The following is an 11572-nucleotide window of genomic DNA, read 5'->3' as shown; positions in this document are numbered from 1 at the left end:
CGGGCGACGCCCGGCGGCGCCGACCGGGTCGGCCGGATGACCGCGTCGATGAACAGGCGGCGCGCGTACTCGATGGTGGCGAGCTGGAGTGTCTCCTTGCTCTTGAAGAGGGTCTGGATACCGGCCTTGCTGAGCCCGGTCTCGGTGGCGAGCCGTCCGAAGGAGACGTTCTCGAGCCCCTCCAGCGAGGCCAGGTCGACCGCGTGCCGCAGGACGCGCTCGCGTGTCCTGGCGCCGCGCAGCAGGCGCTTGTCCGTGACCCCGGTCTTTCCCCTCAGGAGAGCCTGACCGGGTGCGATCGTGTCATCGTGTGGCGCGACGGGATCCACAGCACTCCCCATACGATCGACCGTACACCATAAGTCCTCACCCCGATCGGCCGCAGGCGAACGCGAGGATCCGAACCCGCCGTCTCGCCCTACCGGTCTCCGCGCAACCTACTCGATCGACCGGGTAGCTGCTCGAACGTGCGGGTCCCCCCTGCGGATTCCCTCTGGTTAGACTCCTGCCGATGACAATTCGGTGAGATCCACCTGTTACTCGTCGCCAAAGGCCTTGACCTGCCGCCGAGGGGACCATTCCTCCGCCGGTGATGCGGCAACTATGTGGCGCGGCCCTGTTTTCCACTAGGGGGAAGTGAACTGTGGCGATCGTTGGCATCGATATTCTCGGTCCACTGCGAGTCAGGTTCTCCAATTGTGAGGCGGCACCGACCGGAGCGAAGCTGAGGAGCCTTTTCGCCATTCTCGCCTTCCGGGCCGGGCATACGGTGATGCGCGACGAGCTCATCGACGAACTCGACCTGATGAACACCACCGACGACGCCGTCAACGCCCTGCACGCGCATCTCGCCCGGCTCCGCCGCTGGCTGCGGCACTACGGCCGGGGATGCGACCTGATCGAGACGGTCGGCTCCGACTACCGGCTCAACCTGGACCGGGGCAAGGTGGACGCGCACCGGTTCGTCAACCTCACCGAGCGTGCGCTGGAACTGGCGCCGGGAACTCCCTCGGTGGTCGCGAGCATTCTCAAGGACGCGCTGTGCCTGTGGCGCGGCGACGCCATGCTCGACGCGCTCGACGGCCGGCTGGGCGCCGCCGCGGCCAACGAACTCGACAACTGGCGGGCGGTCGCGCGGGAGACGCTGATCGACGCGTGGCTCTCGCTCGGCAGCAACCAGCAGGTCGTGCTGAACGCCAGGAAGTTCATCGCCGAGAATCCGCTGAACGAGATGATGCACGCCCGGCACATCCGCGCACTGTGCGGCATGGGCCGGTACGCCGAGGCGATCGAGGCCTACAAGAACGCCGAGAAGGTGCTGAGCGACGAACTGGGCGTCGGGCCGGGCAGCGAACTCCGTCTCGCCACCGAGGACCTGGCGACCCTCGGCCCGGGCCTGGCGCTTCCCGCCGAGAGCCGGCGAGGCGCGACCGGCCACGGGGATCCGGCGTCCCACGCCGGACGCGCCACGAGGAAGGCGCCCCGCCCCACGGGCCCGGCCCGGCCGGACCGGCCCGCGGACCGGTGGGCCGCACTCGGCGCGGGCCGATGATCCCTGGCGGGAAGCGGCGGCTTTTCCCGCGTACAGGCCGCCGGGATTTCGGCGAGAGCTGACGTCACCCTCGCGCCACCGTTGTATCGCCGCCATGTCACCGCGATGGTGTGATGTCCTGGCCCGCGACGGCGGCCGGGGGTTATCGTCGGTGACAGTCCGATTCCACTTGCTCGTTCCGTCCGAACAGCCGCTGCCGGCGCCGGTCACGGCGAGGGCGGACATCCGGGGTCCGTACACGCGGACGTGACGGAGCCGGGAGGAGGCGTGCATGCGGCATGCCGGTGAAACGCCTGCCGGCACGGGCGAGTCGTTCGTGCGGGTCCTGGAGGGAGCGCTGTCCCGAGCGGAGTGCCGGGCGATCGTCGACCGTATGGCGGACGCGGCCGGTCATCCGGGAAGCGTGCTCAGGAGGAGCGCCGACGTGGTCGACCTTCGCCTGCGCCGCTGCCGGGAGCACACCCTCGACGACGAGGTTGCCCGCCTCGTCGTGGCGGCCATGGTCGGGGCCGCCCGCGAGGCGCACGCCGGCGCGGGGGAGGAGATCAGGCTCGACGGCCCCAAGTTCTGCAGCTACGCGCAGGGCGAGTACTTCCGCGCCCACCGCGACCGTTCCGGAGACGCGCGTGACCCGGACGTCGTACGGGCTCGGCGCCTGACCGTGGTGTGCGCGCTCAACGACGCGGACCCCGACGGCGGGCTGCCGGTCTTCGACGGCGGCGCGTTGATCCTGCACGTGCCGGGGAGCGACGGCGTCATGGAGGCCCGCCCCGTCCAGCCGGCGGCCGGGTCGTTGGTGATCTTCGAGGCCGGCCTGTTGCACGAGGTGCGTCCGGTCAGAGCCGGCACCAGATACTCGGCCATCGCCTGGACCTTCGCCCCCGCCGGGACGGAGCCCGCCGGGCACGACGGGTGAAGTCCACACGGACCGACAGGAGGGTCATGCGATGCGGAACCTGCACGACGACGTCAACGAGTGTCTCGAAGTCCGGGTGACGGACGATCTCCTCGGTGCCTACCGTCCGGAGCTGGCCGGGTTCCTGAGCGCGTGCGGGCTGGGACGTCTCCTCGAGGAGGTGTTCGTCCCGCTGGCCGTCTCGTCCCGCACCCGGACGGCCGTGGCGTACGAGGAGCGCCCCTGGCCGCCGGCCGGGGTCGGCGCGAGGGCGCTGCGCGGGCTGGCGCTCGGGGTGGTCAGCGACGACGGCCAGGCGCTGCTGACCCCGGTCGCTCTCACACCGCAGCACCGCACGAACATCGGGCTCTCCGCCGCACTGCTCAAGGTCCTCCTGGAGGACCTCGGGGCGCAGGAGATCGAGTGGCTCGCGGTGTTCGTCAACCAGCGCTCCAAGCTCGTCGCCGGGGAGCTCGCGAGCGTCGGGTTCGAGCCGCGTGAGGCGCGGGTGGTCACCGGCCAGGCCGAGTTCACCGCGTACGCCGGAAGACCCGCCGAGATCCTCGGGCGCCTGGGGCTGGCCGACGCCCGGTTGGGCGACGTCCTCGCGCTCAACCTGGAACCTGCGCTGATCACCAAGCTCGCCGCGTTCCAGTTCTCGCTGTCCGAAGGGGTCAAGAACTACTGGGCGGACAAGCCGCAGTGGGCCGAGGTGTTCCCCGGATTCATCGACTGGGCGGCGCTTCCCCCCGGCGGCATCACCGGGACGGCCGGGCCGGGCGCCGACCCGGTCGACCCCGTGATCGTCGTTCCGAAGTAGGCGTCGTCCCGTCGTGGCGGCCTCCATCGACATCGTCATCCGGTCCTATCACCGCGACAGGCACTGGCTCGCCCTCGCGCTGCGGTCGGTCGAACTGTTCGTGACGGGCCATCGGAACGTGGTCGTGGTGATACCCGAGACGAGCGCGTCCCGGATGGACACCGCGCCGCTGCACGACGCTCCCGGCGTGCGCCTTCGTCTCTGTCCCGGCGGCGACGACGACTACCTGGGCCAGCAGCTCACCAAGTTGCACGCCGACCTGCTGACCGACGCCGCCCTGATCGTGCATCTCGACTCCGATCAGGTGTTCGTCCGGCCGTGCGACCTGCGCGAGCGGCTCTGGAAGGAGGGAAGGCCGTGGATGGCGTTCTCGAGCGGCGACCGCAGGCCGCCCCGCGACGGATGGCGGCGATCGCCCGCCGCGTTCTTCGGGCGGCCCGTGCACTGCGACCTGGCGACGCCGCTGCCGCTCGCCGTACCACGTCACGTCTACGGCGCGGTGCGGGAGCACAGCCTCGACGCGCACGGCGTCCCCATCGCCGAGTACGCCCGGCGCGCGGGGGCCGGGAGGTTCAGCGAGGCCGCGTTGCTCCGCGGCCACGCCCTGCTGTTCGAACCCGAGCGGTACGCCTGGGTGGACGTGCGCGACGTGGATCCCCTCCCCGAATGCCTGACCTTCTGGAGCCGGGCCGAGACCCCGGCCTCGGCCGCCCATCGCCTTCCCCGGGCGCTGGCCGAGCAGGCGCTCGCGGGCGTCCCGTGACGAGGACGGCGCCGGTGTCGGTCGTCATCTCCACCTACCAGGAGGGAGAGGCGCTCGCCGCGACGGTGCGCTCCGTCTCGCACGCGGACCCGCGGCCGCGCGAGATCGTCGTGGTTGACGACGGGAGCACCGACGGGAGCGCCGAGCGGGACTGGCCGGACCACGTCACGCTTGTGCGCCAGGCGCACCGCGGCATCGCAGCCGCGAGGAACCGTGGAGCGCGGGTCGCCTCGCAGCCGGCGCTGGTGTTCCTCGACGCCCACTGCGGTGTGGCGGACGGCTGGCTGGACCCGCTTCTCGACCTCCTCGACGAGGAACCCGAGGCCGTCGCCGGGCCCGCCGTACGGGACGCGGAGGAGCCGGATTACGTCGGGTGCGGCGCCCGGATCGTGGACGCGCTGTTCACCTACCGGTGGCAGCGGGTCCCGGACACGGCGGGCGCCCTCGTGCCCGTCGGCGTGGTCCCCGGAGGCTGTCTGGCGGTCAGCCGGAGGGCGTTCGCCGACGCCGGTGGGTTCGCCCCCTTCACCGGCTTCGGTGTGGAGGACGTCGAGATCAGCCTGCGGTGGTGGCGCGCGGGCCGTCCCCTGCTCGGGGTCCCGGCCTCGCAGGTCGCGCACAGATTCCGCGCGACGCCGCCGTACCGCCCCGACCACGCGTCGTGGCTGCGCAACGTCCTGCGTACGGCCCTGCTGCACCTGACGGGCGAGCGCCTGCGCGCGACCGTGCTCGCCTGCGCCCGTTTCTCGTCGTTCAACCGGGCCGTCGCGGACGTCCTCACCGAGCGGTGGGCGGAGGCGGCATCGCGGCTCGCCGTGGCGGAGGTCCGGCAGGTCGTCTCCTACCTCGACACGTGGGCCCCGGCGGCCTTCCCGGCGCAGGTCTCTTCGGACGACGCTCCGGCGATCGACGGATGGACCGCGTGGTGAGCGGCCGCGAAGCGGCCTCGGCGGTCTCCCGGACGTCACAGGCGCCGGCGGCGAGGCGCGCGGGGCCGCACCGGGCCCGGCGCGGTGGCCGGGAGTGATGTTCGGAGTAATGTTCTGGCATGTTCGCCGCCACCGTCACTCAGACCGATCCGGACGACCCGCTCAAGGGCCTGACGCTCGGGGAGCATCCCGAGCCGGCCGCACCGGAAGGGTGGACGACCGTCACGGTCCGGGCCGCCGCGCTCAACCACCACGACCTGTGGACCCTCAAGGGTGTGGGGATCAGCCAGGACCGGCTGCCGATCGTGCTCGGCTGCGACGCGGCGGGGGTGGACGAGAACGGCGACGAGGTCATCGTCCACTCCGTGATCGGCACCCCGGTCGACGGGGACGAGACCCTCGACCCGGCGCGCTCGCTGCTGTCGGAGAAGTACGACGGCACGTTCGCCGAGAAGGTCGTGGTGCCCCGCCGCAACCTGGTGCCCAAGCCCGCGGCGATCACCTTCGAGGAGGCCGCCTGCCTGCCCACGGCCTGGCTGACGGCCTACCGCATGCTCTTCGACAAGGCCGGGCTGGAGCCGGGCTCGACCATCCTGGTCCAGGGCGCCGGCGGCGGTGTGGCGACCGCGCTGATCGCGCTCGGCCGGGCCGGCGGCTTCCGCGTCTGGGCGACCAGCCGCTCGCAGGACAAGCGCGAACGGGCCCTCGCGCTCGGGGCCGACCGGGTCTTCGAGACGGGAGCGCGGCTGCCCGAGCGGGTGGACGCCGTCATGGAGACGGTCGGCGAGGCCACCTGGAAGCACTCGCTCAGCTCCCTGCGCCCCGGTGGCCGGATCGTCACCTGCGGCGCGACGAGCGGCATGGTCGCCGCGACGCAGCTCGCGCAGGTCTACTTCCTGCAGAAGTCGATCATCGGGTCCACGATGGGCACGCGCGAGCAGCTCGGGCGGCTCGCGGTGTTCCTGGAGCAGACGGGCGTCCGGCCGGCGATCGACCGGGTGCTGCCGCTGGCCGAGGCGGAGGAGGGGTTCGCCGCCATGCACCGCGGCGAGGTCTTCGGCAAGGTGGTCTTCACGCTCTGACGGGCGCCCGCGCGGGGCGGGCGGCGCTCTCGTCGCCGCCCTCCCACCGCCGGTCAGGGACGCAGGGCCCGGCGGATGCGCTCGGCGGCCTCGTCGAGGGCGGCCCGGCACTCGGCCAGGGCGCGCTCGTCCGGCACGCCGGCATCCGAGGTGCGGTGGACGTCGGCGACGAAGTCGGCCAGCATCCGGCTGAGCGCGGCGTCGTGGCCGCCCTGCCGGCCGCCGCCGAACCCCCAGGACTCCTCCCAGACGCGGCGCCACTCGTGCTGCCGGCGCTCGCTCTCCTCCTGCCACTGGCGCTTGCGGCGGCGCCACTCCTCCTTTTGCCTGCGCCACTCCTCCTTGGCGTGGTCACGCTGCCGCCGCCAGTCCTCCTGCTCACGCCGCTGGTCGCGGTTGTCGTGGCCGATGTCCCTGGCCATCTGGGTGAGCTCCTCGCGCAGGGAACGCACGGTCTGCCGCACGTCCTCCTTGACCTCCCGCGCGATGTCCTGCACCGAGGCGGTGATCTCCTGCTCCAGGTCGGCCAGCTCGTCCATCCGGTCGTTCAGTTCGGCCCGCCCCTTGTCGGTGAGGGTGAAGACCTTCTTGCCGTCCACGACCTCGTGGGTGACCAGGCCCTCGTCCTCCAGCCGGGCCAGCCGGGGATAGATCGTGCCGGGAGAGGGGGAGTAGACGCCGAGGAAACGGTCCTGCAGGAGCCGGATGACCTCGTAGCCGTGCCGCGGGCTCTCCTCCAGCAACTTCAGCAGGTACAACCGCAACCGGCCATGCCCGAAAACAGGACTCATGCCGTCTCCTCCGTTCGCCTGCCGGCGGGCTGGCCGCTCAGCAGGGTGACCGCACCGGACACCGTGGTCGCCGACAGGGACGCCATGCCGCCGCCCAGCCTGCCGTCGAGCGAGCGGGCTCCCGGCATCGCGGAGGCGCGCAGCTCGGGGAAGGCCGAGTCGATCCTGCCTGAGGTCGAGTGGACGGACACGTCGGCGTCCACGTCGTGCGGGAGCCGTACGACGATCGTGCCCGACATGCTGTGCAGCGTGACGTGGCCGGTGGGCTGCAGGTCCAGGTCCGCGGTGACGCGCCCGGACACCGTGTTCACGCGCAGCCGCCGCGGCCGGGCCGCGGCGACGGTGAGCTCGCCGGAGACGCTGGAGAAGGACAGATCGCCGACCAGCCCCCGGCTCTCCACCGAGCCCGAGACCGTCTCGGCCTGCACCTCGCCACTGACGCCGTCGAGGACGATGTCCCCGGACACGGCCTTCACGCCGGTGATCCCCTCCATGCCCGCCACGACGGCGGATGCGGAGACGATCCCGGCCTGGACGGGACACGTCCTCGGCACGGTGAGCGTCAGCGTGGTCCTGCGCGGGCCCGGGCGCAGCCACCCCAGGATGCCGTCCCACGTCAGGTCCTTGTAGGCGACCGTCAGGCGGCCGTCGTCGTCGTGGGTCACCACGAGCGGCGCGCCGTCCACCTCCGTCACTTCGAGCGTCGGCGGGCCGTCGCTGGCCAGCACGGCCAGCCGGCCGGCCACGACGCGCACGTTGAGCGCGGTGACCTCTCCGAACGTGAGCCGTCCGGGAGAGTCGATCGTGTATTGGGGCATCGCTCCGGCCCTTCCACGCGAAGTCCTCCGTCCGCGCGGCGGACACCGCGCGGACGTACCGTCCACAAACAAGATATATCTCGTTTGTGGAAAGTCAAGATGTATCGCGTCTTCCCGGGCTCCCGGACCGGGCAGGCGGAGCGGCCTCGTCAGCCGTCGTCCTCAGCCGCCGTCTTGAGCCGCCGCCTTCAGTCGTCGTCCTCAGTCGTCGTCCTCGTCGAGGCGGGCGAGCCAGGTGGCCAGCCGCTCCACGGGCACCTCGAACTCGGGGTTGAGGTCCACGAACTCGCGCAGCCGCTCCGCGAGCCAGCCGACGCTGACCTCCTCCTGGCCGCGGCGCTCGACGAGCTCCTCGATCCCCCTGTCGGTGAAATACATACTTCGCTCCAGTAAACGGCCTGATTCATGGAGAGAGGTCCCCCACGCACGTGGGGGACCTCCTCGGTCGTACGGGCGGGACCTCCGGTCAGCCGAAGATCTCGCCCAGGATGCCGTGCAGCTCCTCGTCGTGCTTGGCGTGGGAGCCGACGGCCGGCGAGGAGTTCGGCGTACGCGAGACCCGGCGGAAGGTGCGGCCCCCGAGCAGCTCGGGCTTCTCCACCATCTTCAGGCTCAGGTACGGCCACGGGCCCATGTTGACGGGCTCGTCCTGCGCCCAGACGAGGTCCGCGTCGGCGGGGTAGCGGCCCAGCTCGGCCTTGAGCGGGTTCTCCGGGAACGGGTAGATGCGCTCCAGGCGCACCAGCGCCACGTCGTTCCTGCCGTCCTTCTCGCGGCGCGCGAGCAGGTCGTAGTAGATCCTGCCCGAGCAGACCACGATCCGCCGGACCGCCGACGGGTCCACCGTCGAGTCGCCGATGACCGGGCGGAAGGCGCCGGTGGTGAACTCCGACGTCGCCGAGGCCGCCGCCTTGAGCCGCAGCAGCGACTTGGGCGTGAACACGATCAGGGGCTTGCGCCGCTGCGAGAGCACCTGCCAGCGCAGCAGGTGGAAGTAGTTCGCCGGCGTGCTCGGCTGCGCCACCGTCATGTTGTCCTGCGCGCACAGCTGCAGGTAGCGCTCGATGCGGCCGGAGGAGTGGTCCGGGCCCTGGCCCTCGTAGCCGTGCGGCAGCAGCAGCACGACCGAGGAGCGCTGGCCCCACTTCTGCTCGCCCGACGAGATGAACTCGTCGATGATCGACTGGGCGCCGTTGGCGAAGTCGCCGAACTGTGCCTCCCAGGCGACCAGGGCGTCCGGGCGGACCACGCTGTAGCCGTACTCGAAGCCCATCGCGGCGAACTCGCTGAGCAGCGAGTCGTACACGTAGAACTTCGTGGTGCCCTGGTTGAACGTCTTGAGCGGGGTGTGCTCCTCGCCGGTCACGCGGTCGACCAGCACGGCGTGGCGCTGGCCGAAGGTGCCGCGGCGGGAGTCCTGGCCCACCAGGCGGACCGGGTGGTCGTCGATGAGCAGCGAGCCGAACGCGAGCAGCTCACCGGTCGCCCAGTCGATCGCGTCCTCGGAGATCATGGTGCCGCGGCGCTGGATCACCGGGGCGAGGCGCGGGTGGACGGTGAAGCCCTCGGGCAGGTTGAGCTGGGTGTCGATGACCCGCTTGACGACCTCCTCCGAGATCGCCGTCTTGGTGTCCTCGTGCGACCAGGGAATCTGCTCGTCCGGCTGAGGAACCACGACCGCGCCGGGTTCCAGCGGCCTCTTGGCGGCCTCGCGGGTCTCGGTGAAGGCCCGCTCCAGCTGCTCCTGGTAGTCGCGCAGGGCCTGCTCGGCCTCCTCCACCGTGATGTCCCCGCGGCCGATGAGGGCCTCGGTGTACAGCTTGCGGGTCGAGCGCTTGGCGTCGATGAGGTCGTACATGAGCGGCTGGGTGAAGGCCGGGTTGTCGCCCTCGTTGTGGCCGCGCCGCCGGTAGCAGATCATGTCGATGACGACGTCCTTGCGGAACGTCTGGCGGTACTCGTAGGCCAGACGGCCGACGCGGACGACCGCCTCGGGGTCGTCGCCGTTCACATGGAAGATCGGCGCCTGGATCATGCGCGCGACGTCGGTGGCGTACACGCTGGAGCGCGAGGACGCGGGGGAGGTGGTGAAGCCGACCTGGTTGTTCACCACGATGTGCACGGTGCCGCCGGTGCGGTAGCCGCGCAGCTGGGACAGGTGCAGGGTCTCGGCGACCACGCCCTGACCGGCGAACGCCGCGTCGCCGTGGACGAGCACGGGCAGGACGGTGAAGCCCTCCTCGCCGCGCTCCAGCAGGTCCTGCTTGGCGCGGACCACGCCCTCCAGGACGGGGTCGACGGCCTCCAGGTGCGAGGGGTTCGCGACCACGGACGTGCTGATCTTGTTGCCGCACGGGGCCACGAAGTCGCCGCTCGCGCCGAGGTGGTACTTCACGTCGCCGGAGCCGTGCGCGCTGCGGGGGTCGATGTTGCCCTCGAACTCGCCGAAGACCTGGGCGTACGACTTGCCCACGATGTTGGCGAGCACGTTGAGCCGGCCGCGGTGGGCCATGCCGATGACGACCTCGTCGAGGTTCTCCTCGGCCGCCGAGCTGATCACCGAGTCGAGCAGCGGGATCAGCGACTCGCCGCCCTCGAGCGAGAACCGCTTCTGGCCGACGTACTTGGTCTGCAGGAACGTCTCGAACGCCTCGGCGGTGTTGAGCCTGCGCAGGATGTGCAGCTGCTCCTCGCGGTCGGGCTTGGCGTGCGGCCGCTCCACCCGCGCCTGGATCCAGGCCCGCTCCTCGGGGTTCTGGATGTGCATGTACTCGATGCCGACCGTGCGGACGTACGAGTCGCGCAGCACGCCGAGGATGTCGCGCAGCTTCATCAGCGGCTTGCCGCCGAAGCCGCCCGTCGGGAACTCGCGCTCCAGGTCCCACAGCGTCAGGCCGTGCGACTGGATGTCGAGGTCGGGGTGCTTGCGCTGGCGGTACTCCAGCGGGTCGGTGTCGGCCATGAGGTGGCCGCGGACCCGGTAGGCGTGGATGAGCTCCAGCACGCGGGCCGACTTGGCCACGTCGTCGTCGTGGGTGGCCGAGATGTCCTGCACCCAGCGGACCGGCTCGTACGGGATGCGCAGCGACTCGAAGATCTCGTCGTAGAAGCCTTCGGCGCCGAGCAGGAGCTGGTGGATGCGGCGCAGGAAGTCGCCCGACTGGGCGCCCTGGATGATCCGGTGGTCGTAGGTGGAGGTGAGCGTCATCACCTTGCTGATGGCCAGGCGGGACAGCGTCTCCCCGGAGGCGCCCTGGTATTCCGCCGGGTACTCCATCGCGCCGACGCCGATGATCGTGCCCTGGCCGGGCATCAGCCGCGGCACCGAGTGGACCGTGCCGATCGTGCCGGGGTTCGTCAGGGAGATCGTGGTGCCCTGGAAGTCCTCCACGCCCAGCTTGCCGCCGCGGGCCTTGCGCACGATCTCCTCGTACGCCGTCCAGAACTGGCGGAAGTCCATCGTCTCGGCCTGCTTGATCGAGGGCACCAGCAGCTGGCGGGTGCCGTCGCTCTTCTGCACGTCGATGGCGAGGCCGAGCCCGACGTGCTCCGGCTTGACGAGGACCGGCTTGCCGTCCACCTCGCCGTACGAGTGGTTCATCTCAGGCATGGACTTGAGCGCCTGGACGATCGCGTAGCCGATGAGGTGGGTGAAGGAGATCTTGCCGCCGCGGCCGCGGGACAGGTGGTTGTTGATGACGATGCGGTTGTCGATCAGCAGCTTCGCGGGGACCGCGCGGACGCTGGTGGCCGTGGGGACGACCAGCGAGGCCTCCATGTTGGCGGCCGTGCGCGCGGCGGCGCCGCGCAGCTTCTCCTCGACCGCGCCGGCCGGCACCGGGGCCTGCTGCTTGGCGGGCGCGGGCGCCTTCGCCTCGGGCTTGGCCTGCGGCGCGGTCTTCGGGGCGGGCTTCGGCGGGGC

At 71.3% G+C, this 11572-nt stretch carries 11 protein-coding genes; 6 read left to right on the top strand and 5 right to left on the bottom strand.

Annotated elements, in window-relative coordinates; all coding sequences use genetic code 11:
• The coding region (locus AB0J39_RS34005; protein WP_363472300.1) for a TetR/AcrR family transcriptional regulator at nt 1-341 on the bottom strand (341 nt) is incomplete at its 3' end.
• A gap of 431 nt (nt 342-772) precedes the next feature.
• Between AB0J39_RS34005 and AB0J39_RS34000 the strand changes: the two genes are divergently transcribed.
• From AB0J39_RS34000 to AB0J39_RS33975, 6 genes are all read left to right on the top strand, one after another.
• On the top strand, nt 773-1552 hold the full coding sequence (locus AB0J39_RS34000; protein WP_363472298.1) for a BTAD domain-containing putative transcriptional regulator: 780 nt from the start codon (nt 773-775) through the stop codon (nt 1550-1552).
• Nucleotides 1553-1823: 271 nt separating this feature from the next.
• On the top strand, nt 1824-2468 hold the full coding sequence (locus AB0J39_RS33995) for a 2OG-Fe(II) oxygenase (RefSeq protein WP_363472296.1): 645 nt from the start codon (nt 1824-1826) through the stop codon (nt 2466-2468).
• 31 nt (nt 2469-2499) lie between these two features.
• Complete coding sequence (locus tag AB0J39_RS33990) at nt 2500-3267, top strand: hypothetical protein (protein WP_363472293.1); 768 nt, start codon at nt 2500-2502, stop codon at nt 3265-3267.
• 13 nt (nt 3268-3280) lie between these two features.
• Nucleotides 3281-4030, top strand: coding sequence for a hypothetical protein (locus AB0J39_RS33985; protein ID WP_363472291.1), 750 nt, complete (start codon nt 3281-3283; stop codon nt 4028-4030).
• 14 nt (nt 4031-4044) lie between these two features.
• Nucleotides 4045-4959 (top strand): glycosyltransferase, encoded by a 915-nt coding sequence (locus tag AB0J39_RS33980; RefSeq protein ID WP_363472290.1) that lies wholly within the window; start codon nt 4045-4047, stop codon nt 4957-4959.
• A gap of 119 nt (nt 4960-5078) precedes the next feature.
• Nucleotides 5079-6041, top strand: a complete 963-nt coding sequence (locus tag AB0J39_RS33975) for a zinc-binding dehydrogenase (RefSeq protein ID WP_363472287.1) — start codon at nt 5079-5081, stop codon at nt 6039-6041.
• Nucleotides 6042-6094: 53 nt separating this feature from the next.
• Here AB0J39_RS33975 and AB0J39_RS33970 read toward each other — a convergent pair whose 3' ends face one another.
• The 4 genes from AB0J39_RS33970 to AB0J39_RS33955 all read right to left on the bottom strand — a co-directional run.
• On the bottom strand, nt 6095-6832 hold the full coding sequence (locus tag AB0J39_RS33970) for a PadR family transcriptional regulator (protein WP_363472286.1): 738 nt from the start codon (nt 6830-6832) through the stop codon (nt 6095-6097).
• Nucleotides 6829-7650 carry a hypothetical protein gene (locus tag AB0J39_RS33965; protein ID WP_363472284.1) on the bottom strand — a complete coding sequence of 274 codons (822 nt, stop codon included), beginning with the start codon at nt 7648-7650 and terminating at the stop codon, nt 6829-6831. Before AB0J39_RS33965 ends, AB0J39_RS33970 begins: the two co-directional genes overlap by 4 nt.
• A gap of 201 nt (nt 7651-7851) precedes the next feature.
• Nucleotides 7852-8028, bottom strand: coding sequence for a DUF6104 family protein (locus tag AB0J39_RS33960; RefSeq protein WP_346229599.1), 177 nt, complete (start codon nt 8026-8028; stop codon nt 7852-7854).
• 88 nt (nt 8029-8116) lie between these two features.
• Nucleotides 8117-11572, bottom strand: a 3456-nt coding sequence (locus AB0J39_RS33955; RefSeq protein WP_363472282.1) for a multifunctional oxoglutarate decarboxylase/oxoglutarate dehydrogenase thiamine pyrophosphate-binding subunit/dihydrolipoyllysine-residue succinyltransferase subunit, incomplete at its 5' end; no start/stop codon positions are given.

The sequence above is a fragment of the Microbispora sp. NPDC049633 genome (assembly GCF_040675265.1).
GTDB classification, from domain to species: domain Bacteria; phylum Actinomycetota; class Actinomycetes; order Streptosporangiales; family Streptosporangiaceae; genus Microbispora; species Microbispora maris.
This window is presented reverse-complemented; position numbering and strand designations above follow the sequence as displayed.

Excerpts from the sequence above, each read along its gene's own strand:
- AB0J39_RS33975 (WP_363472287.1), top strand. The coding sequence starts at position 5,079 with ATGTTCGCCGCCACCGTCACTCAGACCGATCCGGACGACCCGCTCAAG.
- AB0J39_RS33965 (WP_363472284.1), bottom strand. The coding sequence starts at position 7,650 with ATGCCCCAATACACGATCGACTCTCCCGGACGGCTCACGTTCGGAGAG.
- AB0J39_RS33960 (WP_346229599.1), bottom strand. The coding sequence starts at position 8,028 with ATGTATTTCACCGACAGGGGGATCGAGGAGCTCGTCGAGCGCCGCGGC.
- AB0J39_RS33970 (WP_363472286.1), bottom strand. The coding sequence starts at position 6,832 with ATGAGTCCTGTTTTCGGGCATGGCCGGTTGCGGTTGTACCTGCTGAAG.
- AB0J39_RS34000 (WP_363472298.1), top strand. The coding sequence starts at position 773 with ATGCGCGACGAGCTCATCGACGAACTCGACCTGATGAACACCACCGAC.
- AB0J39_RS33990 (WP_363472293.1), top strand. The coding sequence starts at position 2,500 with ATGCGGAACCTGCACGACGACGTCAACGAGTGTCTCGAAGTCCGGGTG.
- AB0J39_RS33995 (WP_363472296.1), top strand. The coding sequence starts at position 1,824 with ATGCGGCATGCCGGTGAAACGCCTGCCGGCACGGGCGAGTCGTTCGTG.